Here is a 25,641-nt window from a genome sequence, read left to right on the forward strand (position 1 = left end):
GCGCGGGCGGTGCGGCCTCACTTCACGACGCGGTAGCGCAGGTGCGTGGCCTGGGGGGTGTCGATCACCTGGGCCACCTCCAGCTGGAGGTGCGCGTCGAGGTCGAGGAGCCGGACGCCGCCGCCGAACACCACGGGGACCAGGTGGACCCCGATCTCGTCGACCAGCCCCGCCTTGACGAACTGGCTCCCGACGTCCGGGCCGCCCATCACGTAGACGTCCTTGCCGCCGGCGGTCTCCCTCGCCTGCCGCAGCGCGCTCTCGATCCCGTCGGTCACGAAGGTGTAGACCCCGTTGTCAGGTGACTCCTCGGGCGCCTGGTGGGTGACGACGAACAGCGGCAAGCGCGCGGCTCCGGTCGGCCCGTCAGCGCCCCACCAGCGGATCGAGTCGTCGTAGGTCCGGCGGCCGCCGATGAAGGCGCCCGCGTTCGCGACGGAGGCGTCCAGCAGCTCGCGGCCGGCGGCGTCGGCCTCCATCGCCCACTCGTGCAGCCGGTCGCCGCCCTTGCCGAGCGGTTCGTCCGGGGTGGCGCCGGTCGCCATGACGTACCCGTCCAGCGACATGCTCATGTCGAAGACCACCTTGCCCATGGGACTCCTCCTCGGTCGACCGTGCCTCACCGGACGGCCACCAGTCTGGCGTCCCGGGGTGACACCGGACGCAGTCCGGCTCGACCAGGTCAGGGGAAGAGGGCGGCCACGTCGATGTCCAGCGGGAACGGTACATCGAGCTTGAGCCGGTCCCGCACGATCGCGGTGGGCACGTAGCGCTCGGTCGCGGCGTCGAGCTCGTACACGTACACGGCCGGGCGGTCGTGCTCCTCCTCCTCGATCCGCCAGAAGTGGCGGATGCCCGCCTTGGCGTACTTCAGCGGCTTCGTCTCGCGGTCGCGCTCCTCCGACTCGGCCGAAACGATCTCGATCACCAGGAGGACTTCTTCGGGCAGGTGGTAGGTGCGGTTGGCCTCCTCGGGACGGCGCTCGGTGAAAACCACGACATCAGGCTCCGGCCGCTGGCGCTTGGCAAGGCGGACCGTCACCTCGATGTCCACCCCGACGCCGACGGGCGCCGCCGCGTCCAGGGCGGCGGCCAGCCGCCACATGACGCGCGAGTGGAAGGTGCGGTGCGGCGACATCACGACAAGCGCTCCATCGATCAACTCAATGTGGTCCGGAGCTTCCGGTGGCAGTCGGTCCAGGTCCTCAGCGGTCCAGCCGCCAGGCGGTGGGAAGAACCAATCGGGCAACGGCTCGGCGGTCATAACCCCTCCCTGGCTGGTCGGGACCTAGAAGCGCGTTCGTGCCCAGGTTAGCGGCAGGCATGGTGGGCGGCGATGACAATGTGCCGTCTTCGCGAGCTCGGGTTCATCAATCCGCCGCCGTGCCGTCGTCCAGGTCCGCGTCGTGGACCAGCAGGGCGACCTGGACGCGGTTGTTGAGGTCGAGCTTGGTGAGCAGGCGGGAGACGTGGGCCTTGACGGTGGCGACGCTGACGCCGAGTTCGGTGCCGACCTCGCCGTTGGTGCGGCCCTGGCCGACGAGCAGGGCGACCTCGCGTTCGCCCGGGCTGAGTGAGTCCAGGGCGGCGCGGGCCCGGGTGCGGCGGCGGGCGGCGGGGTCCTCGGGGCGGGCGCCGGCTCCCTTGGCGCCGGTACTGGTTCCCAGCAGGGACATCATCCGGCGCAGCACCTCGGGGGAGAGCATCGGCTCTCCGGCGGCGACCAGGCGGATGGCGCGCAGGATCTCTGGTGGCGGGGTGTGCTTGAGCAGGAAGCCGCTGGCGCCCGCGCGCAGCGCGCCCAGGACGTGGTCGTCGGAGTCGAAGGTGGTGAGCACGATGACCTCGGGGCCGCCGGGGCGGGCACGCAGCCGCGCGGTGGCGGCCAGGCCGTCGACGCGGGGCATCCGGATGTCCATCAGCACCACTCCGGGGCGGTGCTCGTTGGCCGCCGCGACGGCCTCGGCGCCGTCGGCGGCCTCGGCCACCACGGCGACGTCGCCCGCTGCGGCCAGCATCATGCCCAGCGCCGAGCGCACCAGCGGGTCGTCATCGGCCACCAGCACCCGGATCGGAGCGTTCACGCCGGCCACGCTACCGGCCCCCGCGCCCGCGGGCGGCCCGGTCAGCCGGGCCACGGGAGCCAGCCGCGCAGCCGGAAGTCGCCGTCGGGGGTGCGGCCGTGCTCGATGGTGCCGCCGGCCAGTTCCAGGCGTTCGCGCAGGCCGACCAGGCCGGCTCCCGCGCCGGGGATCTCGGCGGCGGCGGTGCCGGGCGGCAGGGAGTTGCGGATCTCCACGGCCAGGCCCTCACCCGGGCCGCCGGTCACGCCGACGCGCACGGACGCGGCCGGGGCGTGCTTGCGGGCGTTGGTGAGCCCTTCCTGGACCACCCGGTAGGCGTGCCGGCCGATCGCGGCGGGCACGGACGCGGCGTCGTCGAGCTCGCGGAGCAGGCTGAGCCGCATGCCCGCGCCGCGCGACTCCGCGACCAGCTCGTCCAGGTCGGCCAGGACCGGCTGGGGGCGGCGGCCCCGCTCGGCGCCGGTGCCGTCCTCGGCGCGCAGCACCCCGATCACCTCGCGCAGGTCCTCCAGCGCGTCGTAGGCGCAGGACCGGATCACCCCGGCGGCCCGCTCCACGTCGGCGGGGGGAGCGTCGGGGCGGAACTCCAGCGCCCCGGCGTGCATGGCCAGCAGTGAGATGCGGTGGGCGAGCACGTCGTGCATCTCGCGGGCGATCCGCTCCCGCTCCTGGCGGCGGGCCTCCTCCAGCCGCAGCCGCTGCCGCTCCTCGCCCTGGTGGGCGCGCTCGCGCAGGCTCTCCATCAGCAGCCGCCGCGAGCGCACCAGCAGGCCGCCGCCGACCACCACGGCCAGTTCGAGCAGCGTGGTCAGCAGCGTGGCCCAGAAGGAGCCGGTGGCGGCCGGAACGGCGTAGGCGTGGAAGGCGAAGATGTAGAAGGCCAGCGCCGGCAGGTAGCAGGCCACCACCGCGGCGGTGTACCGCGGCGGCCGGTGGGCGGCCACGGTGTACACGGCCGCGCCGGCCGCCGCCCAGCCGACGACCGACACCGTCATCAGCACCAGCTCGGCCAGGGCCAGCCACACCGGCCAGCGGCGGCGCACCAGCAGCGCCAGGCAGGCGATCAGGCCCAGGCCCAGCTCCATGGCCAGCGCCCAGCCCGTAGGGACGCCGCCGTCCACGTTGAGCAGGAAGGCCACGCCGAGCGTCGCGGCCAGCACGACGCAGCCGAGGTCCAGCCACCGCTCGCGCGCGCCGCCGCGCGCCGTCTCCGCACCGTGCCCGCTCAGCCCACCGCTCCCTCCGTCCGGCGCCGTGCGCCGCCAGGCTACCGACGTCCGGCCGCCCCGGCAGTGGCCGAAGGTCGACGGTGCCGCGACCTTGGTCGCCGGCCCGCGACTTCGGTCGGGCGGGCGTGGCCGTCCGGCCGACGCGCGGGCCGGGCACGCGCGGCGAGGCTGTCGGCGGGCCCGGCCGGGTCCGCGCGGCGGCCGCCGGGGGCGTCGCGCCGAGGCGAGCGGAGGTGGGCGTGGAACCCGCCCTGGAGATGTCGGGCCTGCGCAAGGCGTTCGGCGCGACCGTCGCGGCCGACGGGGTGAGCCTGAGCGTGCCGCCCGGCAGCTGCTACGGCCTGGTCGGGCCGAACGGCGCCGGGAAGACCACCACCCTGTCCATGGCGGTCGGGCTGCTGCGCCCCGACGCCGGGACGGCGCGGGTCTGCGGCGCCGACGTGTGGTCGGACCCGGTGCGCGCCAAGACCCTGCTCGGGGTGCTGCCCGACGGCCTGCTGCTGCCCGAGCGGCTGACCGGCCGCGAGCTGCTGCACTACCTCGGGCTGCTGCGCGGCCTGGGCCGGGGGACCGTGGCCGACCGCACCGAGGAGCTGCTGGACGTCCTGGAGTTGGCGGGGGCCGAGCGGACCCTGGTGATCGACTACTCCGCCGGGATGCGCAAGAAGCTGGGTCTGGCCACCGCGCTGCTGCACGCGCCCCGGCTGCTGGTGCTGGACGAGCCCTTCGAGGCGGTCGACCCGGTGTCGGCGCTGACCGTCCGGGCGATCCTGCGCCGCTTCGTCGCCTCGGGCGGCGCGGTGGTGATGTCCAGCCATGTGATGGCGCTGGTGGAGGCGGTCTGCGACCACGTCGCCGTCATCACCGGCGGGCGCGTGGTCGCCTCGGGCCCGGTGGATGAGGTGCGCGGCGGCCGCAGCCTGGAGGAGCGCTTCGTGGACATCGTCGGCGAGCGCACCGGCGGGGAGGAGGGGCTGCTGTGGCTGGTCTCGTCCTGATCCGGATGAAGTACGCGGTGCTGCGCAACGGCTGGACGGGCTGGCGGGCGGTGCGCGCGGTGGCGGGCGGCGCCGCGGGCCTGCTCGCGGCGGCGGCCACGGTGCTGGCGGCCCTGCCCGACCTGGGCGCCCCCGAGGCGAGCGCCCGGCTGCTCGCGGGGGCCTTCGCGCTGTGGACGCTGGGCTGGGCGCTGGGCCCCTTCGTGCTGGGCACCGACACGACGCTGCGTCCCGGCTACTTCGCGCTGCTGCCGCTGCCGGCCTGGCGGCTGGCGGCCGGGCTGCTGGCGGCGGCCGCGGCGGGCGTCCCCGCGGCGCTCGCCCTGCTCGCGTTCTGCTCGCTGGCGGTGTGGGGGGCCGGGTTGGGCCCGGGGCCGCTGGCGGTCGCGCTGGCCGCGGTGCCGCTGCAGACGGCGCTGGTGCTGCTGGCCTGCCGGGCCGTCGCTTCGGCCGCGGGGGCGGCGCTGCGCACCCGCCTGGGCATGGACCTGGTCCCGCTGCTGGTCAGTGTGCTGATCGGTGTCGGTCTCACCGCGGGGCTGATGGGCTGGCCGTACGCGTTGGGCTTCGCCGTCCGGCTGGCCGAGGGCGCCGGCCCTGAACTGCCCGGCTGGCTGCTGCTGGCGCCGCCGGGCTGGGGTCCGCTCGCGGTGCTGGGCGCGGCCCGCGCCGACTGGGCCGCGGCGGCGGGCGGGCTGGCCGGGCTGGCGCTGCTCGACGCCGCCCTGCTGGGCCTGTGGGCGGTGCTGCTCCGCCGCGAGCTGGGCGCGCGGGCCGTCGCGGGCCGGCTGCGGGCCCGGGCCCGCCGCCGCGCGGCTGCCCGCCCGCTCGCCTGGTCGGCCGCCTCGGCGGCCGCCGTGCGGGCGCTGCGGAGCTGGCAGCGCGACACCGGGATGCACATCATCGTGGTCGCCGTCGTCGGCACGGCGGCCATCCCCGTCATCGCCGCCTTCGCGGTGGACTGGCCCTACCTGGTGCCGATCGTCGCGCCGCTCGCCGTCGCCGTCGCGGCCAAGGAGTCGGCGAACCTGTTCGGCTTCGACGGCAGCGCGCTGTGGCACACCCTGGTCACCCCGGGCAGTGAGCGCGCCGAGGTGCGCGGCCGCCAGTTCGCCTGGCTGGCGGTGTTCACGCCGATCGCGGTGCTGCTCGGTGCCGTCGCCTTCGTGCTGCCGCCCGAGGTGGGCGGGGAGGTGACCGCGGCGGCCCGGCCCTACCTGGTGGCGGTGCTGCCCGCGATGCTCGGCGCCGGCTCGGGGCTGGTCGTGTGGTACTCCGTCGCGGCCGGGCACGCCATCGGCGCGGAGGGCGGCGCCACCGGCGGGTTCTCCCACCCGGGCCCCGCCGGCGCCCGCGCCGGGCTCGCCCGGCACCTGTTCCACCCGCTGCTGTGGCTGACGGCGCTGCCCCCGGCCGCGCTGGTCGCCCTGGGCACCCTGGGCGGCCTGCCCTTCGCCGTGTGGGCCGGGGTCGCGGCCGGCGCCGCGATCGGGGCGGCGGCCGCGGTGCTGCTGGGCCGGGCGGCGCATCGGCGGCTGGCCGAACGGGGCCCCGAACTGCTCGCCGCGCTGACCGCACCCGTCTGAACCGATGAGAGGACGACGACCGATGACCGCCCCGCCCGACGCGGCACCCCCGGACACCCCTGCGCGGGGGCCGGTGACGGACTCCGAGCGCTCCCTTGCGCCGGACCTGGCTCGGGGTGCGATGCTGCTGCTGATCGCGCTCGCCTACGCCCCGCTGTACCTGTCCGCGACCGCGCCCGGTGTGCTCAACCACCCCGAGGGCGGCGGCCCGCTGGACGCCGCCGTGCGCTTCGCGGAGCTGCTGCTGCTCGACAACCGCGCCTACCCGATGTTCGCCGCGCTGTTCGGCTACGGCCTGGCCGTGCTGGTGGCGCGGCAGCGGGCGAACGGCACCCCGGACAAGGGCGTCCGGCGGCTGCTGCGGCGCCGCCACGGCTACCTGCTGCTGTTCGGGCTCGTGCACGGCGTGCTGGTGTTCCCGCCGGAGATCCTGGGCCCCTACGGGCTGGCCGGGCTGCTCACCGCCTGGCTGCTGCTGCGGTCGGAGCGGGCGCCGCTGGTGGCCGCGTGCGTGCTGGCCCCGGTGCTGGCGGTGCTGAGCGTGGCCTACGGCCTCGCCACGGCCACCGTGCTGCACGCGGACGCGACCGGATTCAGCCCGGGGGTCCTGGCGGAGCCGCTGCTCGCGCGGCTGTTCGGCTACCCCTTCGGCCTGCTCTCGACGCTGTTCGGCTTCCCGGTGCCGGTCATGGTCCTGCTGGGCGCGTGGGCGGGCCGCCGCGGCATGCTGGACCGGCCGGGCGAGCACCGGGCGGCCCTGCGCCGCACGGCCGCCGTCTGCCTGCCGGTCTCGGTGCTCGGCGCGGTGCCGCTGGCCCTGGTCGGCGCGGGCCTGTGGCAGCCGGAGCCGGCGGTGACGGGACTGCTGAGCGGGGTGCACGTCCTCACCGGGGCGGCCGGCGGCCTGGGCTACGCCGCCCTGTTCGGGCTGGTGGGCGCGCGGCCCGGCGTGGAGCGTGCCGCGGCGGCCCGGGTGCTGGCGGCGGTGGGCAAGCGCTCGCTGAGCTGCTACCTGTTCCTGTCGCTCGCGCTGGCGCTGCTGCTGGGCCCGCTGGGCCTGGGCCTGGGCGCGTACCTGCACTCGGCGGGCGCGGCGCTGGCGGGCGCCGCGGTGTGGGCGGCCGGGGCCGCACTGGCCTGGGCGCTGGAGCGGGCCGGGCGGCGCGGCCCGGCCGAGGCGCTGCTGCGCCGCCTGGTCTATCGGGACGCCGGCCGGCCGGTGCGCCCGGCGCCGTCGCCCGACCGGGGGCGGCTCACCCGGGCGCTGCTGATGTGCGGGGCCGTCGGGGCGCCGCTGTTCGTCGCGGCCTTCCTGGTGCAGGGTGCGGTGCGCCCCGGCTACGACCCGCTCCAGCAGCCGGTCAGCTCGCTCGCGCTGGGTCCCGGCGGCTGGGTGCAGACGGTGAACTTCCTGGTGTGGGGCGTGCTGGCGCCGGCCTTCGCGGTCGGGCTGCGGCGGGCGCTGCGGCCCGGGCCCGGATCGCTGTGGGGGCCGCCGCTGGTCGCCGTGCACGGGGTCGGCATCGTGCTGAGCGGGGTGTTCCCCGGCGACCCGATCGGCTGGTACCCGCCGGGCACCCCGCCCGGGCCGCTGGCCGCCGTCACTCCCACCGGTATCGCGCACGACGTGGTCGGTGTGGCGGCCTTCGTCGCGCTGGTGCTGGCCTGCTTCGTGTTCGCCCGGGGCTCGGGGTGGGGCTGGGCGGTCTACGCGGTCGCCAGCGGCCTGGCCTTCGCCGGCTTCATCATCGCGGCCGGGGACTACGCCCACCTGGGCGGCCTGTACCAGAAGCTGGCCCTGGGCACGGGCTGGGCCTTCTTCGCCGTCCTGGCCGCCAGGACGCTGCGGCGCCCGGCGCGGGAGTCCTGAGCCGGCGGCCGGGCGGGCACGGTCGCCGGCCCGCCCGGCGTCAGGGGCCGGCCGGGACGGACCGGTCGGCCAGGTAGCGGGCGGCGTAGGCGCGGGCGGTGGCGGCCATGCGCTCGCGCAGCTCGGGCGGGCCGAGCACCTCGGCGTCCTCGCCCAGCCGCAGCATGTCGTGGTGGGCGACGTTGATGTTCTCGGTCGGGATGACCGTGCGCACCCACCCGTCGGCGTCGGGCGGGCCGGCATTGGCCTGGGCGGCGGCGGCGATGCGCTCGCCGAAGTGGAAGCCGAGCATCATCAGCCCGCGCGGGGAGATCCGCAGCTCGGCCTCGCCGACCAGCACGCCGGCCTCGAAGCGGGCCGCCCACGCGCTCCAGGCGGCGGCCAGGTCGAAGCCGGGCGGGCGCTCGAAGCGCTCGTCCAGGACATGCGCGGTGAGCACCTTGGACACCCGGTAGGTGCGCACCTCGCCGCCGGTCAGCGCCAGCAGGTACCAGGCACCCGCCTTCAGCACGATCCCCAGCGGGCGCACCCGCCGCACCACCTCGCGGGGCCGCTTCCAGCGCTCGTAGCGGATCTCGACCTCGCGCTGCTCCCACACGGCTCCCGCGACGGCGGCCAGGTGCGGCACCTCGTCGGCCGCCCGGAACCAGCCGGTGGGGTCCAGGTGGAAGCGCTCGCGGACCCGTCCGGCGCGCTCGCGCAGCTCGGCGGGGAGGGCGGCCATCAGCTTGCGCTCGGCCCCGGCCAGCACTCCGCCGAGCCCCAGCTCCGCCGCGGGTCCCGGCATCCCGGTGAGGAAGAGCGACTCGGCCTCGTCGCTGGTCATCCCGGTCAGCCGGGTGCGGTAGCCGTCGACGAGCCGGTACCCGCCCGCCGGCCCCCGGTCGGCATACACCGGCACCCCGGCCTCGCTCAGCGCCTCCACGTCGCGGTACACCGTGCGCAGCGACACGCCCAACTCCTCGGCCAGCTGCCGCGCCGTCATCCCGCCGCGCGCCTGCAGCAGCATCAGGATCGAGAGCAGGCGGCCGGCACGCATGGCCCGAGACTAGCCGGGGGCGCCCGGACCCGCTTCAGTCCCGCTCCGCCGTGAACTCGGCGATGACCTGCTCCATCGGGATCCCCGGAGCCGGATCGGCCATCCTTTCGAGCACCGGGCGGACCAGTTCCTCGTCGTCGTCATCGGCGTCGTACGCACCGACGTCCCCGGTCTCCGTCACGGTCCGCAGTCTCCCAGCACGCCCGCCCGCGCGCAGGCGATCGGCGCACCTGTACCTGACACCGGTTGTCAGCTTCCGCTGGAAGGCTCGGCGATATGGACATCAAGGACCAGCAGGCGTTCAACGAGCGGGTCGTCGCGGAGTACCGGGCGGCGGCGGGACGGCTGACCGAGACGCTGCCCGGATTCCGGCTGCTGCTGCTCACCACCTCGGGCGCGCGCACCGGCCGGGAGCACACCGTGCCGCTGGGCTACGTCCGCCACGGCGGGGACCTGGTGGTGATCGCTTCGAACCGGGGCGCCCCGGACCATCCCGACTGGTTCCGCAACCTGGTGGAGCATCCAGAGGTGGCGGTGGAGTTGGACGGCGAGCGCTTCGCGGCGACGGCCGAGGTGCCGTCGGGGGAGCGGCGGAAGCGGGTGTACGCGGCGGTGCTCGCGGAGCAGCCGTTCATCGCCGACCACCAGGCCGCGACCGAGCGCGAGATCCCGGTGGTGGTGCTGCGCCGCGCCTGAACGACCGGGCGCGCCGCCCGCGACTCCCGGCGGCGCGCCCGGCGCGGCTCACTTCGCGGGCGCGCGCTCGGCGGCGAGCAGGCCCACCAGGTCGGAGGTGTCCTCCGCGACGGCGCGGTTCAGCAGCGCGCCCATCGCCTCGACCATCTCGGTGCTGACGCCCTGGGCCCGGCTGGTGTCCAGCAGGTTCACGTAGCCGGTGGCCTGCATCGCGATGCTCGCGTCGGCGTCGGTGCGCTCGCCGGAGTCGGCGCCCGCGGCGTCGATGTGCAGCGCCGGGAGCATGGCGGTGAGCCATGCCTCCAGCAGCGGGGCGAACTCCTTGGCGGGCACCCGCTCCGAGCGAACCAGCGCCAGGGCGTGGTAGACGCCGCCGAACATGCCGTACATCCCGCTGAGCAGCGCCAGGTCGTACAGGGCGGCGCGGCCGGGGTCGCTGTGCAGGTAGCTGGGCCTGGCCAGCGCGGCCAGCGTCCGCTCGTGGGCGTCGAAGGCGGTGCGCGAGCCGCTGTAGAGGATGAAGCCCTCGGGCCTCCCGATCAGCGGCGGCGTCGCCATGATGCCGCCGTCGAGGTAGTCGGCGGCGTGCCAGGCCGCCCAGTCGGCGGTCTCGCGCGCCTGCGCGGGGGTGCCGTTGGTGAGGTTCACCAGCGTGCGCCCGGTCAGCGTGCTCGCGACCGGGTCGAGCACCTGGTGCACGCTGGCGTCGTCGAGCAGGCAGACCACCACCAGCGGGCTCGCGGTGACCGCCTCGGCGGCCGTGGCCGCCACGGCGGCGCCGCGAGCGGCGAGGGCGTCGGCGCGGCCGGGGCTGCGGTTCCACACGGTGGTGGGGTGCCCGCTGTCGAGGAAGGCGCCGGCCAGCGCCCGGCCCATCGCGCCCAGGCCGATGACCGTCACCGGCGTGCGCTCGTCCGTCATTGTCCGCTCCGTCCCAGTCGGCTGCGGTGCGCGGGACGTCCCCGCCGCACCGCGTCCCCGCCGTGCGGCGGGGACGTGTCCATGCTGGTGGCAGTGCAGACTTTCGGACAAGTACCTACTATTTTGTAGGGTACTTACCTTTTCGTTTGTGGAGGACGCGGTGAAGAAGCGGCAGTACTCCTGCGGGTTGGACGCCGCCGTCGACGTGGTCGGCGGCAAGTGGAAGGCGCTGCTGCTGTGGGAGCTGCACCACGGCCCCAGGCGCTTCGGCGAGCTGCGCCGCCGGGTCGCCGGCATCAGCGAGAAGATGCTGATCCAGCAGCTGCGCGAGATGGAGAAGGCCGGGCTGGTCGACCGGAAGGTGCACGAGCAGGTGCCGCCGAAGGTCGTCTACTCGCTCACCTCCTTCGGCGACTCGCTGAACACCGCCCTGATCCCGCTCGGGGAGTGGGGCGAGGTGCACATGGAGACGATCGAGGCCATCCCGCGCGACTGAGGGGCGGCGACTCAGCTCCAGCGCACCCGCACCGAGGCGCGCCAGTCGGCCAGCAGCCCGGCGTCGCCGCGCACGTCCAGCCCCTCGGCGCCGCGCCGGTTCCACAGCAGCAGGTAGAGCTCGGCGGCACGGGCGCGCACGGCGCAGCCGCCGGGCCCCGGCGGCTCGTCCGGCGCCGCGCCGTCCTCGCGCACCGCCGCGTTGCCCTCGGGGCCGACGCGCACCCGCCAGCGGACGGGGGCGTCCAGCGCGGTCAGCAGCAGGGTGCGCGGGGCCTCGCCGGGCAGCCGGGACCGGCGGCGCGCGGCGAAACCGGTCAGGATCTCCTCGACACCGTCCAGCGCCAGCCCGGTCGGGTACTCGACGGGGGCGGCCGCCGCGGCGTACACGTCGGCGCGGTGCACGGCCGTCTCGTGCAGCTGGCGGCGCGACCAGAAGTCCAGCGGCGAGGGCGCGGGCAGGAAGGTCCAGCACTCCAGCTCGGGCCGGGCCGCCGAGAGCTCCGCCACCAGGGCGCTGTGCCCGGCGCGGAACCAGGCGACCAGGCCGGCGTCGCCGGGCGGATCGGGCTCGATGTCCTCGGCGCGCGCCAGCAGCAGCGGCTCGGTGCGCCGCTCGCGCACGTGCGCCGCCGCCCAGCGGTGCACGCCGCCCAGGTGCAGCAGCAGCTCGCGCAGCACCCAGCCGGGACAGGTCGGCACCGGGGCGGCCGGATCGAGCCCTTCGGCCGCGTCGGCCAGCAGCCGCCCCTCGCGGCGCAGCGCGTCGACGCGTCCGGCGATGTCCATGCGGGCAGTCTGCCAAAGCGCTCCGCCCGCGGACAGGGGCGGCTCAGCGCTTGGCCGCGGGGCGGGCGCGCAGGTGCGCGCGTTCGCCCTGGCTGCCGAAGAGGCTGAGGAACTCGACCGCCTCGCCGTCGGCGGCGCCGAACCAGTGCGGGACGCGGGTGTCGAACTCCGCCGCCTCGCCCGGGGTGAGCACCAGGTCGCGCTCGCCCAGCACCAGCCGCAGCCGGCCGTTGAGCACGTAGAGCCACTCGTAGCCCTCGTGGGTCTGCGGGTGGGGCTCCCGCCGGGAACTGGAGGCGGGGATCACCAGCTTGTACGCCTGGATGCCGCCGGCCCGCCGCGTGAGCGGCAGCATCGTCATACCGCCGCGGGTGACCGGGCGCAGGTGGATGCGCGGGTCCCCGGTGGGCGGGGCGCCCACGAGCTCGTCCAGCGCGACGCCGTGCGCCCTGGCCAGTGGGAGCAGCAGTTCGAGATTGGGCCGGCGGGCACCCGACTCCAGCCGGGACAGGGTGCTCACCGAGATGCCGGTGGCCGCGGAGAGCTCGGCCAGCGTGGTCTCGCGCTCCCGGCGCAGCGCGCGCAGCCGGGGGCCGACGGCGCCGAGCGCCGCGTCGAGGTCGTCGTCCATCCCACCATTTTGCCAGATCGGCAACAGAACTTGCAGTGTTGGCGGCCGTGGCCGCACAGTCGTCACCGGACGGCCCTGAGCCGCCGTGTCCCGCGGCGCCGCGGCCGGTGAACCCTGGAAGGAAGAGCATCGTGTCAAAGGACTTCGACGAGGAGTACTGGGAAGAGCGCTACCGCGGCCACGGCGCCGCCCATGGGCGGCCCAACCCGCAGCTGCTCGCGGAGGCGGCCGACCTGGCGCCCGGCGCGGCGCTGGACGCCGGCTGCGGCGAGGGCGCCGACGCCGCGTGGCTCGCTGCACGCGGCTGGCGGGTGACGGCGGTGGACGTCTCCGCCACCGCGCTGGCGCGTGCGCGCGAGCGCGCCGACGCCCTCGGCGCCGAGGTGGCGGGCCGGATCGACTGGGTGCGCGCCGACCTGACCGCGTGGACGCCGCCCGAGGGCCGCTTCGACCTGGTCTCCACCCACTACGTGCACACGGTGGAACCGATGGAGCGGCTGCTCGGCCGGCTGGCCGCGGCGGTCGCCCCGGGCGGCACCCTGCTGGTCGTCGGCCACGACCACGCCGAGGCGCACAGCGCCGGGCCGCACCGCCCGGTGACCGGGGCGCACGTCACCACGGCGGAGCTGGCGGCGGGCCTCGATCCCGGGCGCTGGGACCTCGCCGTCGCCGAGACCCGGTCCCGGGAAGCCGGCCACGGCGGCCGCACGGTCACCATCCACGACGCCGTCCTGCGCGCCCGCCGGCGCCCCTGACCCGCCGATCGCCACGGCGGCGCCGGGCGGGAGGGGCGCGGTGCGGGCTTCGGGCCGCGGCCGCCGCGGGGAGCCGCGGCGGCCGGTTCCGCGTCGGTGGACCTGTCCACCGCCGCCCCCGGTCGCCACCGCTCGACCGCGTCTGCCAGGCTGGACGGCGCACGCCGACCTGGGGGAGGCCATGTCCGACACCTCGACCGCGACAATCCGGCCGGCCGTCGAAGACGACGTGCCGGCGATCGTCGCGCTGCTGGCCGACGACGCGCTCGGCGCCACCCGGGAGACCCCCGGCGACCTGGCGCCCTACCGCGCCGCCTTCCGCGCGATGGCGGCCAGCCCTGACCAGCTGCTGGTGGTCGCCGAGGCGGCGGGCCGGGTGGTCGGCACCCTCCAGCTCACCGTGATCGCCGGCCTGTCGCTCACCGCCACCACCCGCGCCCAGATCGAGGCCGTCCGCGTGCACGCCGACATGCGCGGCACCGGTCTGGGCGCCCGCCTGGTGCGGTGGGCGATCGACGAGGCGGCGCGGCGCGGCTGCGGCCTCGTCCAGCTCACGTCCAATGCGAGCCGCGCCGACGCGCACCGCTTCTACCAGCGCCTGGGCTTCGCCCCGACCCACGTGGGCTTCAAGCTCCGCATCGACCGGGGCTGACGGGCCGGCGCTGGTCCGCGAGCCGGCCGCCGGAGCGGGCGGCGCGCTCCTCGGCGACCTGGCGCAGCGCGGCCAGCCCGGCCGCGACGGCGGGCTGCCGCTCACTGCCCCGCCGCACGCAGGCCAGGAAGCGCCGGGAGGGCGCGGGCTCGCCGCGCAGCGGGATCCGCACCACGGACCGGTCGGCGGGCACCGGCGCCAGCCGGGGCATCAGGCACACGCCCAGACCGTGGGTGACCAGCATGGAGATGGCGTTCCACTCCTGCACGCGGTGCTCGATGCGCGGGGTGAACCCGGCGGTGGCGCAGGCCGCCAGGATCAGCTGGTGGTGGTCGAGCCGGTCCGGCGCCGCGATCCAGCTCTCGTCCGCCGCCTCGGCCAGTTCGACGGGCTCCCGGCCGGCCAGGCGGTGACCGACGGGCACCAGCAGGTCCTGCGGGTCGTCCAGCAGCGGCCGCCGGACGAAGCGCCGGTCGTCGGCCGAGGGGGTGCCGGGCAGCGGCACCACCACCGCGATATCGGTCTCCTTGGCCAGCAGCAGGTCGAAGCAGTCGGTCGTCTCGGCCTCGGTCAGCTCCACCGCCAGCCGGGGGTGCTCGCCGCGCAGCCGGGCCGCCGCCGGGGCGAGGAACGAGGCGACGCCGGTGGCGAAGCTCGCCAGCCGCAGCCGCCCGGCGGCCGCGCCGCTGTGAGCGTCGAGGTCGGCGCGGGCCTCCTCCCACTGCGCCTGGAGCAGGTCGGCGTGGCCCAGCAGGATGTGCGCGGCCGGGGTGAGCCGCACCCGGCGGCCGTCGCGTTCGAGCAGGCCGACGCCGAGTTCGGCGGCGAGGGCGCGCATCTGCTGCGAGACCGCCGACGGCGTCAGGTGCAGGGCGTCGGCGGCCGCCGTGACGGTGCCGTGGCGGTAGAGCATCCGCAGCACGTGCAGCCGGTCCAGGTCGACCATGCAGGAACGCTACACGATTTCCTTCGGAGATCAGCGATGGACCTTCATGGTCCGCTGCCCGCAGACTGCGGAGGTGCCCACTGACCGCGTGACCGCCACCCGCTCCGGCGCGCCGCCGCGCTCGGCGGCCTGGCTGGTGCTGGGCAGCGTGCTCAGCGTCCAGCTGGGCCAGTCCTTCGGCAAGCTGCTGTTCGGCGAGGTCGGGCCGATGGGCGTGGCCGCGCTGCGCCTGGGGCTGGCCGCGCTGGTGCTGTGCGCCCTCTACCGCCCGCGGCCGCCCCGCACGGCGCGGGCGGCCGGCCTGGCGGTGGGCTTCGGCACGGCGATCGCCGGCATGAACCTGGTCTACCCCGCGCTGGTCTTCCTGCCGGTCGGGGTCGCGGTGACCTTGCAGCTCCTGGGGCCGCTGACCGTCGCGCTGCTGGGCTCGCGGCGCCGTGCGGACCTCGGCTGGGCCGCGCTGGCCGCCCTGGGCCTCGCCCTGTTCGCCGTCCCGTGGGGCGGCGGGGGATCGGAGCTGCCGCCGGCCGGGGTCGCGCTCGCGCTGGCCTCCGGCGCGGCCATGGGCGCCTACCTGCTGTTCAGCCGCCGGGCCGGAGCGCGCGCCGCCGACGGCTCGGTGCTGGCGCTCGCGGTGGTGTGGGCGGCGCTGCTCACGCTGCCTTTCGGCATCGCCGACGGCGGTGCCGCGCTGCTGCGCCCCGGCGTTCTTGCGGCCGGGCTCGGCGTGGCCGTGCTCTCGGCGGTGCTGCCCTACGCGCTGGACCTTGCCGCGCTGCGCCGCCTGCCACCCCGGGTGGTCGGCGTACTGGAGAGCCTGGAGCCGGCCGTCGGCGCCTGCGCGGCGCTGGTGGTGCTGGGGGAGTTCCTGACGCTGCGGCAGTGGCTGGCGGTCGGCTGCGTGGTGGCCGCCTCCAGCGGCGCGGTGGCCTGGACGGGGCGGCGCGGCCGCTAGACGCCGGCCGGGGCCGCCTCGGCGGGGACGGGCGCGGAGGTCTCCAGGCCGGCGGCCACCGCGTGCAGGGCGGCCAGGCCGTGGGCGATGGCGGGCCGGCGCTCGCTGCCCCGGCGCACACAGGCCAGGAAGTGCCGCGAGGGGGTGGGCACGCCGTGCAGCGGGACGCGCACCACGTCGAGGCTGGGCAGGATCGGGGCGAGCCTGGGCATCAGGCAGACGCCGAAGCCGTGCGCGACCAGGGAGGCGATGGCGTTCCACTCCTGGACCTCGTGCACGATCCTCGGGGTGAACCCGGCCGTGGCGCAGGCGACCATGATCTCCTGGTGGCAGTCCACGGTGTCGGGGGCGGCGATCCACGGCTCGTAGGCGGCCTCGGCCAGCGCCACCGACGGGCGCGCCGCCAGCGGGTGCCCGGCCGGGACGATCAGGTCCTGCGGGTCGGCCCACAGCGGGAACTGCCGGAACCGGGGATCGTCGGGCGGCGGGGTTCCGGGCAGCGGCACCAGCACCGCGATGTCGACGTCGCCGGAGAGCAGCCGGTCGAAGCAGCCGCGGATCTCGACCTCGGACATCCGCACCGCCAGCCGCGGGTGCTCGGCGCGCAGCCGCAGCGCGGCCGGGGCGACGAAGGAGGCCAGCCCGGTGGGGAAGCTGGCGATCCGCAGCTCACCGAGGCCGCCCTCGGTGTGGGCGTCCAGGTCGGCGCGGGCCAGCTCCCACTGGGCCTGCAGCAGGTCGGCGTGGTCGAGCAGGGTGCGCGCCGCCGGGGTGAGGTGCACCCGGCGCCCCTCGCGGCGCAGCAGCTCCACCCCCAGCTCCTGGGAGAGCAGCCGGATCTGCTGGGAGACGGCCGAGGGGGTGAGGTGCAGGGCCTGGGCCGCGGCGGTGACCGTGCCGTGCTGGTGCAGGACGCGGAGCGCCTGGAGCCGCCGGAGATCGATCATGTAGCCGAGGCTACACGATCCGGTACAGAAACTTGCGATGGACCTGAACGGTCGCCCCGCCCAGACTGGAGGCATGGCAACAGTCCAGCCCGATCCCATGCCCACCCCGAGGCCGGGCGCCTGCGCCCGGTGCGGCTGGCCCGAGGACCAGCCCTTCGAGGTCGTGTCCCGGCACTCCACCTCCACCGGCACGCTCGTCTACACCCGCTGCGCCTGCGGCCGCCTCCAGGTGCGCCGCCTGGGCGGCGCCTGGCCCGCACCCATCGCCTGCGGCGCCCCGCCCGCCGACGGCTAGCGGCGCGCCTAGACCTGCCCGGCCGTGTCCAGGTCGGCGGCCGGCTGGAGGGTGACGGGATCGCCGACGCGGACCACGCCCGCCCGGGTCACCTGCATGATGGTGCCGAAGAGGTTGTCGTGCCGCGAGATGACCCACGACTGAAGCTCCGGCCAGCGCCGCTCGCCGCGCGGGTCCCAGCTGGGCACGGCGCAGCGCACGCACGGCCCGGTGCTCTCACCGCCCGTCTCCAGCACGGCCGCACCGATGGTGAGCACGGTGCCCGGCCCCCAGGTCTCCTCGTCGAAGGCCGGGGCGTCCAAGGCCAGGTGCAGGTTGGGGCGGAAGCGCAGCAGGTCCACCGGCGCGCCGAGTTCGGCCTCCAGGGCGGCCCGGGAGGACTCCGTCGTGACCAGCACGGTGCCGGGCCGGTCCTGGTGGCGCAGGGCGGCGCCCAGCCGCAGCGGCAGGTCCAGCCCGGCCGCCAGCGCCTCGGCCAGCGTGGGGTCCTCCCAGCCGTAGCGGGTGCCGTCGGGTCCGGTCACCACCGGCGGCCCCGACGGCGCGGGGCCGGGCGGGTAGGCGGCGGCCCAGTGCAGCATCGCCGGGCGCTGCCGCACCGTCAGCACGGCCTCCTCGCGGTTCGGCCGCTCGTCGAGCAGGGTGTAGGCGCGGTCGCCGGCCAGCCCGGCCGCGTCCAGCGCGGCCTCGGGCACGGCCTCGCCGCGCAGCGACTTCACCGGCCACCGGTACAGCCGCGCCAGCGAGCCCCGGAAGGGCGGCGGCGCCTGGTGCGCAGCGGACATGTGCGTACTACTCCTTGTGTCCTGTCACGGCGACCGTGACGCCGAGTCCGATCATGGTCAGGCCGCCCGCCCCGCCGACCAGCGAGAGCCGCCGGGGCGAGCCGGTGAACCAGCCGCGGGCGGTGGCCGCGGCCAGCCCCCACATGCTGTCGGCGACCACCGCGATCAGGTTGAACACCAGGCCGAGCAGCAGCATCTGCGCCACGGCGTGGCCCTGGGCGGGATCGGTGAACTGCGGCAGCACGGCGGCGAAGAAGACGACGGTCTTGGGATTGGTCACCCCGACCACGAAGCCCTCGCGCAGGGTGCGCAGGCCGCCGTGCGCGGGGGCGCCGCCGCCGGGCACGGCGGCCTGGGGCGCGCCGCGCTCGCGCAGCGCCTTGACGCCGAGGTACACCAGGTACGCGGCGCCCGCGAGCTTCAGCGCGGTGAAGACCACGGCCGAGCGCTCCACGATCGGGCCGATCCCCACCGCCACCACCACGACCAGCGCGTAGGCGCCCAGGGTGTTGCCCGCGACGGTGGTCAGCGCGGCGCGGCGCCCCTGCGCCAGCGCCCGTCCGACCACGAACAGCACGCTGGGGCCGGGCACGATGATCAGCAGGAAGGACATGGCGGCGAAGGCGAGCAGCCGGTCGGGGGAGACCATGCTCCATCCAAGCACGCGGCCGCCCGATTTGCGCGGTTCGGGTACCGCCGTCAGCGCGGCGGGCGCTCCTCGGGCAGGCCGAAGGCGGCGAAGAGCCGGACGTCCATGAAGTTCACCACGCGCGAGATGCGGCCGGAGCCGCTGAAGGCGAGGACCTGCAGCAGGAAGGGCCGGTAGGCGCCGCCGGGGCCGCGCAGGTACAGGGCCAGCGCGGGCTGGCCGTTGGCGGCGGTGCGCAGGACCCAGAAGTCGCCGGGCCCGCCCGGGCAGCGATCGCGCAGGTGGGTGGCGACCTGGTCGGAGCCGCGGTACCAGTTGGCGTAGGGCGGCATCTCCCACACGACGTCGTCGGTGAGCAGCCGGACGATCCCGGCGACGTCCTTGCGCTCGAAGGCGGCGGCGTACCGGTCGATCTGCTCGCGCTGGCGGGCGGCGGAGGGCTCGGCGGTGCCGTCCTCGGTGGGGCCGACCACGGCGAGGTGGCCGCGGGCCCGCTGCAGCGCGCTGTTGACGGCCGCGGTACTGGTGTCGAGCAGGTCGGCGACCTCGGCGGCCCGCCACTTGAGCACGTCGCGCAGGATGAGCACGGCCCGCTGGCGGGGCGGGAGGTGCTGGAGCGCGGCCACCAGGGCCAGCCGCACGCTCTCACGCTCGGTGACGACCGAGGCGGGATCGGCCGGGCCGCCGGAGCCCGCGCCGACGAGGGCGTCGGGGACCGGCTCCAGCCATGGCAGCTCGGCGCGCTCGACCAGGGGGTCGGCGGCGTCGGAGCCGGGCTGGCCCAGGCCGGTGGGCAGCGGCCGCCGGGCGCGCCGGCCCAGCGCGGTGAGGCAGACGGTGGTGGCGATCCGGTACAGCCAGGTGCGCAGCGACGAACGGCCCTCGAAGCCGGCGTACCCGCGCCAGGCGCGCAGGTAGGTCTCCTGGACCAGGTCCTCCGCGTCGTGGAGGGAGCCCACCATGCGGTAGCAGTGCGCGAGCAGTTCGTGCCGGTAGGGGTCGGCCAGCCGGGGGAAGTCGGCGGCGCCGTCAGGGCCCGACCGGTCGGGGGCGGCCAGGTCGACCGGGGTGACCTGGGAGTTCATCGACATGACCCCCACGGTAGCCGCCCCCTCCGACAGCCTCCGGCCGCCGGCGCGCGCCCGCCGTGAGGAATGCCACATGCGCCCGTTCCCGCGTGTCGGTGCAGGTGAGCGCTTCGCCCACCGGTACGGGCCTGCGGGCGCGCGGAGGCGTCCGCCGCCGGACCGCCCGGCGGCTCCCGGGTAAACGAAAGCCCAGCAAAGGGTCCCGTTATCCCCTTGTTATGCATTACCGTCGGTCACGGCCGTATCCGACCATCCGACCAGGGTGTTCGCCGCGGCCCCCAGCGGCGCGTCGCGCCTCCTGCCCCCGGCGCCGAACCGCTCCCAGGCCGCCCCCGCCGTCCCGGAACCGCGCCCCCGCGCCTCCGGGCCGCCTGCGGGCGGGCCGGCCGCACCCCCGTGGCGGCCGGCCCGCCGCCGGCCCCGAACATCCCCCATCGAAGGACATCCCGTGGGCAACCACCGCCTGCGCCGCCCGCGCCGCCGGGCGCGCACCGTCATCGCCGTACTGCTGGTCGGGCTGGTCGCCGCCGGCGTCGGCACCGCCGCCGTGCTGGCCGACCGGGGCGTCGAGCCGACGGCCGTGGTGGCCGAGGCGCTGGCGCCCGAGACGGCCCCGGCCGCCTCCGCCGAGCCCTCGCCGACCCGCGCGTCCCAGGAGACGGCGCCGCCCTCGGCCGCGCCCTCGCCGTCCCCGTCGGCGCCGCCCGCCGAGGACCTGGGCGCCGGCGCCGCGAGCGACGCCTCCGCGCGGCTGGCCGCGCCCGAGCCGAGCCCCGAGGAGCCGTCGGAGGAGTCCGGCGGCTCCGGCGGCGGCTCGGGCGGGGACGCCGGGGACTCCGGCGGCGAGGCCGTGACGACCTCGGGCGGCGGCAGCTGCGAGGCGTCCAGCTACGGCGACCCGCAGCCCACCGCCAGCGGTGAGACCTTCGACCCGACCGCGATGACGGCGGCCCACCGCACCCTGCCCTTCGACACCCGCGTGCAGGTCACCAACCCCGACAACGGGCGGTCGGTGATCGTGCGCATCAACGACCGCGGCCCCTACATCGACGGCCGCTGCCTGGACCTGTCCACGGCCGCCTTCGAGGAGATCGCCTCCCTGGACCAGGGCGTGGTCGACGTGGAGTGGGCGATCGTCGAGGAGTGAGGGCGCCCGGGGCGCCGCTCAGGCGGTGGACCGCACGCCGGGGATCTCGTCATTGCGGAAGGCCTCGACGAACAGTCGGTGGTCCTCGCGCGCCGCGGCGGCGTAGTCGCGGGCGAACTCCACCAGCCAGGCGGTGAACTCCCGCTCGTGCCCGCGCAGCCGGGACTCGATCGCCTCCTCGGTCTGGAAGCCGACCAGGGTCTGGTCGGAGTCGGAGTCCGACACGCAGTGCGCCTTGGCGGTGGCCCGGCCCAGGTAGTCCAGCACCGGGGCGATCTCGCCGGGCTCGGTCAGCTCGCTCCAGTCCAGATCGCTCTGGTAGGGGGAGACCTCGCTGACGACGTAGCCGATCCCGTCCAGTTCGGTGTGGCCGAGCAGCGGGTCGGCGTGCGCCTGCAGGGCGCGCTGCGACACGGCGGTGCGGTGGCCGTGGTGGGCGAAGTAGCCGGCGATGCGCGGGTCGGTGACCACGCGGCTGGGCGCGGCGATGTTGCCCATCTTCATCGAGAGCACGATGTCGTTGTCCAGCGCCTCGTTGAAGCCCTCGATCAGCACGCTGTAGGCGGGCAGCCCGGCGCTGCCGATGCCGAAGCCGCCGACACCCACCACGTCCTTGACGTCGTAGGCGACGCCGCGGAAGCGCTTGTGCTCGGGGATGCTGTCCAGGTAGCCGGCGAAGGCCGCGCACACGGCGTCGTGCTCGGCGCGGTCCAGCCGCCGCACGCCCGGCGCCTCGCGGAAGCGCCGGTCGAAGCCCTCGGTCTCGGTGAGGGCGTTGAGCAGGGTGAGCCGGGTGCGCAGCCGGGTCTGCTGGAGCACGCGGTGCACGGCGCCCTCGGTGGTGCCCAGCCGCAGCGAGTAGGCGTGGTCGTCGGGCTGGTCGACGAACCAGCGCACCTGGTCGAGGTAGGCGGCGGCGTAGGTCTCCACCAGCCGGTCGATGGCCGCGTCCGACAGGGCCTTGCGCCAGCCCAGCAGCGCCACGCTGGCGGCGAAGCGCTGGAGGTCCCAGGTGAAGTGGCCGAGGTATGCCTCGTCGAAGTCGTTGACGTCGAAGATCAGCGAGCCCTCGCCGTCCATGTAGGTGCCGAAGTTCTCGGCGTGCAGGTCGCCCTGGATCCACACGCGGCCGGTGCGCTCGTCGGCCCAGGGGTCGTCCAGGCGGGCGACGTCGGCGTAGAAGAGGCAGGCGCTGCCCCGGTAGAAGGCGAAGGGGTCGGCGGCCATCTTGCGGAACTTGGTCCGGAAGGCGCCGGGGTCGGCGTGCATCAGCACTTCGAAGGCCTCGACCAGGGTGGTGACGATCCACTCGCGGCGGGACGCGGTGTCGTCGGTGCGCAGGGTGTCCGCTAGGGAGTCCATGCCCCGATGATGCCCGGTCCGCCGGGAACGCGCCGGAAGACCGTCTATTGACATGAAGCGTCAATAGGTTGACACTTGCTGTCAATAGGCGGTGGGCATGAGGCCCGCCCCGCGCCGGCGCAGGAGGAGACGTGGGCGGCAACCGGGCACCGTCGCGCACCGAGCTGATCGACTATCTGGTCAGGCAGGTCGAGATCCGGGTCCTGGACCCGGCCGAGATCCTGCTCGGCGAGAGCGACGCCCTGGCGGAGCTGCGCGTGTGGACGGCGAGCAAGGCGGCCGGCTGGGCCGGCGAGCTGCTCGGCGGCGACGACGACGCGGCGATGCGCACCGTGATGCGGCTGCTGATGGCGCTGTATCCCGACGACGGCCCCTTCGACCCGCCCGCGGAGTGGTGGCGCACACCGCTGGGCCGGGTGGTGGTGCGGCGCGTCGGCCATCCGGTCGCCGCCTCCGTCTCCTACGCCACCGCCGGGGCGATGCTCGGCGTCAGCAGGCAGTTCGTGCACGACCTCGTCGTGCGGGGCCGGCTGGAGCGCCACCCCGACGGCGGCGTGAGCACCGCCTCGGTGCGCGAGCGCGCCAAGGCCTGAGCCCCACCACCGCCCCCTTCCCCGGCGACCGCTCGGCCGCCCCCATCCCGATCCGGAGACACCGTGACCGCACCTGCGCCCTTCGCGCCCCACCCCGCCACCGACACCGTCGTCAGCACCGGACCCGTCCCCATCGCCGTCCGCGACCACGGCGGCGACGGGCCGCCGCTCCTGCTGCTGCACGGCGGCGGCGCCAACCTGGCGGCGATGACCCCGCTGGCCGCGCGGCTGCGCGGCCGGTACCGGGTCATCACCCCCGACCTGCGCGGGCACGGCCGCTCCGGCGACGGGCCGTGGGACTGGGACGCGGTGCTCGACGACCTCGCCGCCGTGGCCGGCGCACTGCGGCTGGAGCGCCCGGCGGTGGTCGGCTGGTCGCTGGGCGGCATGGCCGCCGCGCACTGGGCCCGCCGCACCCCCGACTGCCCCGGAGCGGTGAACATCGACGGGAACCCCACTCCGACCCGCCCCGAGCAGCTGCCCGGCCTGGACCCCGGGCAGGCCGCCGCCGAACTGGACCGGCTGCACGCCCTCTTCGACGCCATGAGCGCCGGGCCGCCGCCGATGACCCGTGCACAGGCCGACGCCCTGATCGAGCAGCAGCGCCAGGCCGCGCTGGGCGGCGGCGCCTTCCCCGGGGACGCCCGGGCGGCGACCACCGAGCGCAACCTGGTCCCCGAGGGCGAGGTCCTGCGGCTGCGCCCGGCACCGGACACACTGGCCCAGATCCAGCGCGCGCTGCGCGAGCTGGACGTGTTCGCGCTCTACCGTGACGCCCGGGTGCCGGTACTGGCCCTGCACGCCACCCGCAACCTTCCGCACCAGGAGCCCTTCGCCGGACTCTACGACGCCTACCGCGCCTGGCTGCGCGAGCGGCTGGCCGCCACGGCCGCCGCCGTCCCGCTCCTCAGCGGCCACCACCTGCCCGACGCCAGCCACGCCATGGTCGCCGAGGACCCCGACCGGGTGGCCGCCGTGGTGGCGGACTTCCTCGCGGCCGCGGGCTGAGCGGCGCGCCCCGGCGGTGCTTGGATGGACCGGGGCCGCCGCCGGGGCGGCCCGCCGAAGGGAGCGCAGTGGCCAGCCAGAAAGAGCGCATGCTCGCCGGTGAGCTGTACATCGCCGACGACCCCGAGATCGCCGCGGACGCCCTGCGCGGCGCGCTGCTGTGCGAGGCGTTCAACGCCACCTCGGCGGCCGACCCCGCCGCCCGGCGCGCCGCGCTGGCGGAGCTGCTGGGCCGGCTGGGCGAGGGCGCCGAGGTCCGGCCGCCGCTGCAGGTGGACTACGGCGCCCACATCAGCATCGGAGCGCGCACCTTCGTCAACTTCGGCGCCGTCATGCTCGACGTCGCACCGATCACCATCGGCGCCGACGTGCAGATCGGCCCGAACGTGCAGCTGCTCACCCCCACCCACCCGGTAGAGCCCGAGCCGCGCCGCGAGAAGTGGGAGGCGGCGCGGCCGATCACCATCGGCGACAACGTCTGGCTCGGCGGCGGCGCGATCGTCTGCCCGGGGGTGAGCATCGGCGAGAACACCGTAGTGGGCGCCGGAGCGGTGGTCACCCGCGACCTGCCCGCCAACGTGGTCGCGGTCGGCAACCCGGCCCGCGTCACCCGCCAGATCTGAGCGGACTAGCGGGACAGCTCGTTCTCGCGGCGGGCCCGCGCCACCGCGGTGCCGTAGGAGACGCAGAACACCACCGCGGCCGGGCCCAGGGTGATCATCGCGGGCGACAGCAGCACCGCCATGATCCCCTGAGGCCCGGGGTACTCCCACACGCCCAGCGCCAGCAGCGGGACCAGCAGCACGATCGCGCCGACCGGGATCGACGGCAGCGTCCACATCATCGCCGGTCCGAGCCCGACCACCCACGGGCTCATCCGCACCCGGGTGGCGGCCGGGTGCGGCACGGCGCCGGGCGGCGGCGTCCAGTCGGCGCCGCGCCGCCGCTCCCACTCCGCGCGCAGCGCGGCCGCCTCCTGGTGGAAGCCGGGCACGGTGGCGCTGCTGAAACCGGGCAGGTAGCGCCGGCGGCCGGTGCGGTCGTAGAGCGCCACCAGATCGGGCCGCCCGCCCGGGCCGGGCCGCGGCACCCCGGTCTCGGACACGGCGCCCACCACCGACTCCACCGTCAGGTCGGCGATCTGCGACCACGGGTACCGGATGGTCCGGAAGGGCCCCCTCAGCGCGACGCCGCCGTCGTCGACCAGGGTTGCGCTGCGCTCCACCAGCAGCTGCAGCAGGCCCAGCAGCACCACGAACGGCGACATGGCGGCGAGTCCGATCAGCAGGGCGTCGCCGCCCTCGACGGCCATGGCGATGAAGGCCGTCACCATGAAGGCCCAGCCGGGCAGCAGGACCATCCGAGCCTTGGCCGCAGGTGCCCGGTAGACGCGCATGGTCCGCTCCCCTCGGCTTCGGAGCCCGCACCGCCGTCCCGGCGGCGCGCACAGTCTAGATCCGCTCTGTGCGCAGGGTCACCGGTTCATCGCGATTCGTTCGCGTCCGAGCCGGTCTCGTCCTCGAACCAGTAGGTCGCGGTGTCGATCGCGATCGGGCCGCCCGGCGCTCCGGCCGCGACCCGGAAGTCGCCCTCGGCGTGCAGCCCGGCGAGTTCTCCGGTGCCCGAGCCGGCCACCGCCGTCCAGCGGCCGTGCGCGACGCCGTCGGCGTCGTAGTAGCCGGCGCAGCTGATCACGAAGGCCCCGGTGCGGCCGCCGAGCGTGCCCTCGATCCGCTCCACGCCGGTGAGGCTGCCCGAACCGTCGGCGCGCAGGACGCCGACGTGCTGGGCGACGCCGGTGCCGGTGATGCCGCCGGTGAACTCCTCGGTCATGCCGTAGGTGACCAGCCGCACGCCGCTGGCGTCGGCCGGGCTGACCTCGGTGCGCCGGTAGGTCTCCGGCAGCACGCGGACCACGGAGCTGAGCTTGCGGCGCTGCGCGGGCCCCCCGGGTGTCGCAGCGCCGGCCAGCCCGGACGCGGTGTCGTGCGGGGGCAGGGTGAAGCCGAGCGGTTCCAGGGACGCGTCGCCGTGCGCCGTCCGGGTCTCCGTCCGCTGGGACATCTGTGCTCCTCAAGCCTTCTCGCGGGTTCTTCGTTCTGACACTCAGACGCTAATGGC

30 protein-coding genes are annotated in these 25,641 nt (G+C 76.0%); 13 read left to right on the plus strand and 17 right to left on the minus strand.

All coding sequences use genetic code 11. The annotated features are described in order from the left end of the window. Positions 1–17 precede the first annotated feature (17 nt). The 4 genes from CLV72_RS16585 to CLV72_RS16600 form a co-directional block, all read right to left on the minus strand. Positions 18–593, minus strand: a complete 576-nt coding sequence (locus CLV72_RS16585) for a dihydrofolate reductase family protein (protein WP_106246775.1) — start codon at positions 591–593, stop codon at positions 18–20. An 89-nt stretch (positions 594–682) separates the two neighbouring features. After that, positions 683–1,264 carry a Uma2 family endonuclease gene (locus CLV72_RS16590; RefSeq protein ID WP_106246778.1) on the minus strand — a complete coding sequence of 194 codons (582 nt, stop codon included), beginning with the start codon at positions 1,262–1,264 and terminating at the stop codon, positions 683–685. A gap of 106 nt (positions 1,265–1,370) precedes the next feature. Continuing rightward, on the minus strand, positions 1,371–2,093 hold the full coding sequence (locus tag CLV72_RS16595; RefSeq protein ID WP_245930243.1) for a response regulator transcription factor: 723 nt from the start codon (positions 2,091–2,093) through the stop codon (positions 1,371–1,373). Between the two features lie 32 nt (positions 2,094–2,125). Continuing rightward, entirely contained in the window at positions 2,126–3,244 is a 1,119-nt protein-coding gene (locus tag CLV72_RS16600) for a sensor histidine kinase (RefSeq protein ID WP_106246780.1), read from the minus strand. Positions 3,245–3,570: 326 nt separating this feature from the next. Here CLV72_RS16600 and CLV72_RS16605 point away from each other — a divergent pair, with 326 nt between their 5' ends. From CLV72_RS16605 to CLV72_RS32845, 3 genes are read left to right on the plus strand one after another with little or no spacing between them, the layout of a single operon-like run. Then, the gene (locus tag CLV72_RS16605) at positions 3,571–4,311 is read left to right on the plus strand and encodes an ABC transporter ATP-binding protein (protein WP_211302910.1); all 741 of its coding nucleotides are present in this window, start codon (positions 3,571–3,573) and stop codon (positions 4,309–4,311) included. Further along, complete coding sequence (locus CLV72_RS16610) at positions 4,293–5,897, plus strand: hypothetical protein (protein WP_146159463.1); 1,605 nt, start codon at positions 4,293–4,295, stop codon at positions 5,895–5,897. Before CLV72_RS16605 ends, CLV72_RS16610 begins: the two co-directional genes overlap by 19 nt. A 22-nt stretch (positions 5,898–5,919) precedes the next feature. Next, on the plus strand, positions 5,920–7,767 hold the full coding sequence (locus CLV72_RS32845) for a DUF998 domain-containing protein (protein ID WP_106246786.1): 1,848 nt from the start codon (positions 5,920–5,922) through the stop codon (positions 7,765–7,767). A gap of 40 nt (positions 7,768–7,807) precedes the next feature. On the opposite strand, the gene CLV72_RS16620 is transcribed toward CLV72_RS32845, so the two are convergent. Beyond that, positions 7,808–8,806 (minus strand): helix-turn-helix transcriptional regulator, encoded by a 999-nt coding sequence (locus CLV72_RS16620; RefSeq protein WP_106246788.1) that lies wholly within the window; start codon positions 8,804–8,806, stop codon positions 7,808–7,810. Between the two features lie 34 nt (positions 8,807–8,840). Further along, entirely contained in the window at positions 8,841–8,987 is a 147-nt protein-coding gene (locus CLV72_RS32255; RefSeq protein WP_170141000.1) for a hypothetical protein, read from the minus strand. 95 nt (positions 8,988–9,082) lie between these two features. On the opposite strand from CLV72_RS32255, the gene CLV72_RS16625 reads away from it, so the two are divergent. Continuing rightward, the gene (locus CLV72_RS16625) at positions 9,083–9,502 is read left to right on the plus strand and encodes a nitroreductase family deazaflavin-dependent oxidoreductase (RefSeq protein WP_106246791.1); all 420 of its coding nucleotides are present in this window, start codon (positions 9,083–9,085) and stop codon (positions 9,500–9,502) included. A 48-nt stretch (positions 9,503–9,550) separates the two neighbouring features. Here the strand turns inward: CLV72_RS16625 and CLV72_RS16630 are convergent, their stop codons facing one another. Continuing rightward, positions 9,551–10,423: an NAD(P)-dependent oxidoreductase gene (locus CLV72_RS16630; RefSeq protein WP_106246793.1), complete on the minus strand. Its 873-nt coding sequence runs from the start codon at positions 10,421–10,423 to the stop codon at positions 9,551–9,553. Positions 10,424–10,571: 148 nt separating this feature from the next. On the opposite strand from CLV72_RS16630, the gene CLV72_RS32850 reads away from it, so the two are divergent. Beyond that, a complete protein-coding gene (locus tag CLV72_RS32850; protein WP_245930244.1) occupies positions 10,572–10,919 on the plus strand; it encodes a winged helix-turn-helix transcriptional regulator in 348 nt (115 codons plus the stop codon). 11 nt (positions 10,920–10,930) lie between these two features. Here the strand turns inward: CLV72_RS32850 and CLV72_RS16640 are convergent, their stop codons facing one another. Together CLV72_RS16640 and CLV72_RS16645 are read right to left on the minus strand one after the other, a co-directional pair. Beyond that, complete coding sequence (locus CLV72_RS16640) at positions 10,931–11,707, minus strand: maleylpyruvate isomerase family mycothiol-dependent enzyme (protein ID WP_106246797.1); 777 nt, start codon at positions 11,705–11,707, stop codon at positions 10,931–10,933. A 43-nt stretch (positions 11,708–11,750) separates the two neighbouring features. Continuing rightward, positions 11,751–12,338, minus strand: a complete 588-nt coding sequence (locus CLV72_RS16645; RefSeq protein ID WP_106246799.1) for a helix-turn-helix domain-containing protein — start codon at positions 12,336–12,338, stop codon at positions 11,751–11,753. Positions 12,339–12,469: 131 nt separating this feature from the next. Between CLV72_RS16645 and CLV72_RS16650 the strand changes: the two genes are divergently transcribed. Continuing rightward, positions 12,470–13,093: a class I SAM-dependent methyltransferase gene (locus tag CLV72_RS16650; protein WP_106246802.1), complete on the plus strand. Its 624-nt coding sequence runs from the start codon at positions 12,470–12,472 to the stop codon at positions 13,091–13,093. Positions 13,094–13,274: 181 nt separating this feature from the next. Next, a complete protein-coding gene (locus tag CLV72_RS16655) occupies positions 13,275–13,745 on the plus strand; it encodes a GNAT family N-acetyltransferase (protein ID WP_106246805.1) in 471 nt (156 codons plus the stop codon). Here the strand turns inward: CLV72_RS16655 and CLV72_RS16660 are convergent. After that, positions 13,720–14,691: a LysR family transcriptional regulator gene (locus CLV72_RS16660; protein WP_106246807.1), complete on the minus strand. Its 972-nt coding sequence runs from the start codon at positions 14,689–14,691 to the stop codon at positions 13,720–13,722. The genes CLV72_RS16655 and CLV72_RS16660 overlap by 26 nt on opposite strands. A gap of 73 nt (positions 14,692–14,764) precedes the next feature. Between CLV72_RS16660 and CLV72_RS16665 the strand changes: the two genes are divergently transcribed. After that, positions 14,765–15,646, plus strand: coding sequence for an EamA family transporter (locus CLV72_RS16665; protein ID WP_245930245.1), 882 nt, complete (start codon positions 14,765–14,767; stop codon positions 15,644–15,646). Here the strand turns inward: CLV72_RS16665 and CLV72_RS16670 are convergent. After that, on the minus strand, positions 15,643–16,593 hold the full coding sequence (locus tag CLV72_RS16670; RefSeq protein ID WP_106246812.1) for a LysR family transcriptional regulator: 951 nt from the start codon (positions 16,591–16,593) through the stop codon (positions 15,643–15,645). The genes CLV72_RS16665 and CLV72_RS16670 overlap by 4 nt on opposite strands. 73 nt (positions 16,594–16,666) lie before the next feature. On the opposite strand from CLV72_RS16670, the gene CLV72_RS16675 reads away from it, so the two are divergent. Continuing rightward, positions 16,667–16,888, plus strand: a complete 222-nt coding sequence (locus CLV72_RS16675; RefSeq protein WP_211302914.1) for a hypothetical protein — start codon at positions 16,667–16,669, stop codon at positions 16,886–16,888. A gap of 8 nt (positions 16,889–16,896) precedes the next feature. Here the strand turns inward: CLV72_RS16675 and CLV72_RS16680 are convergent, their stop codons facing one another. The 3 genes from CLV72_RS16680 to CLV72_RS16690 are packed head-to-tail and all read right to left on the minus strand — an operon-like array spanning position 16,897 to position 19,407. Next, entirely contained in the window at positions 16,897–17,673 is a 777-nt protein-coding gene (locus CLV72_RS16680; RefSeq protein ID WP_106246816.1) for an MOSC domain-containing protein, read from the minus strand. 7 nt (positions 17,674–17,680) lie between these two features. After that, positions 17,681–18,322, minus strand: coding sequence for a LysE family translocator (locus tag CLV72_RS16685; RefSeq protein WP_106246818.1), 642 nt, complete (start codon positions 18,320–18,322; stop codon positions 17,681–17,683). A 50-nt stretch (positions 18,323–18,372) separates the two neighbouring features. Then, the gene (locus CLV72_RS16690) at positions 18,373–19,407 is read right to left on the minus strand and encodes a sigma-70 family RNA polymerase sigma factor (protein ID WP_106247123.1); all 1,035 of its coding nucleotides are present in this window, start codon (positions 19,405–19,407) and stop codon (positions 18,373–18,375) included. Positions 19,408–19,858: 451 nt separating this feature from the next. On the opposite strand from CLV72_RS16690, the gene CLV72_RS16695 reads away from it, so the two are divergent. Then, a complete protein-coding gene (locus CLV72_RS16695; RefSeq protein ID WP_245930247.1) occupies positions 19,859–20,557 on the plus strand; it encodes a septal ring lytic transglycosylase RlpA family protein in 699 nt (232 codons plus the stop codon). Between the two features lie 18 nt (positions 20,558–20,575). On the opposite strand, the gene CLV72_RS16700 is transcribed toward CLV72_RS16695, so the two are convergent. After that, positions 20,576–21,919, minus strand: a complete 1,344-nt coding sequence (locus CLV72_RS16700; protein ID WP_106246820.1) for a DUF2252 domain-containing protein — start codon at positions 21,917–21,919, stop codon at positions 20,576–20,578. 131 nt (positions 21,920–22,050) lie between these two features. On the opposite strand from CLV72_RS16700, the gene CLV72_RS16705 reads away from it, so the two are divergent. From CLV72_RS16705 to CLV72_RS16715, 3 genes are all read left to right on the plus strand, one after another. Further along, positions 22,051–22,512 (plus strand): hypothetical protein, encoded by a 462-nt coding sequence (locus tag CLV72_RS16705; RefSeq protein WP_106246822.1) that lies wholly within the window; start codon positions 22,051–22,053, stop codon positions 22,510–22,512. Positions 22,513–22,575: 63 nt separating this feature from the next. Beyond that, complete coding sequence (locus CLV72_RS16710; protein WP_106246824.1) at positions 22,576–23,520, plus strand: alpha/beta fold hydrolase; 945 nt, start codon at positions 22,576–22,578, stop codon at positions 23,518–23,520. Between the two features lie 68 nt (positions 23,521–23,588). Beyond that, a complete protein-coding gene (locus CLV72_RS16715; protein WP_281262424.1) occupies positions 23,589–24,143 on the plus strand; it encodes a sugar O-acetyltransferase in 555 nt (184 codons plus the stop codon). A 5-nt stretch (positions 24,144–24,148) separates the two neighbouring features. Here CLV72_RS16715 and CLV72_RS16720 read toward each other — a convergent pair whose 3' ends face one another. Next, positions 24,149–24,916 carry a PH domain-containing protein gene (locus CLV72_RS16720; RefSeq protein ID WP_106246830.1) on the minus strand — a complete coding sequence of 256 codons (768 nt, stop codon included), beginning with the start codon at positions 24,914–24,916 and terminating at the stop codon, positions 24,149–24,151. An 86-nt stretch (positions 24,917–25,002) separates the two neighbouring features. Then, positions 25,003–25,584, minus strand: a complete 582-nt coding sequence (locus tag CLV72_RS16725) for a DUF3224 domain-containing protein (protein ID WP_106246833.1) — start codon at positions 25,582–25,584, stop codon at positions 25,003–25,005. Positions 25,585–25,641 lie beyond the last annotated feature (57 nt).

The sequence above is a fragment of the Allonocardiopsis opalescens genome, from assembly GCF_003002095.1.
GTDB classification, from domain to species: domain Bacteria; phylum Actinomycetota; class Actinomycetes; order Streptosporangiales; family Streptosporangiaceae; genus Allonocardiopsis; species Allonocardiopsis opalescens.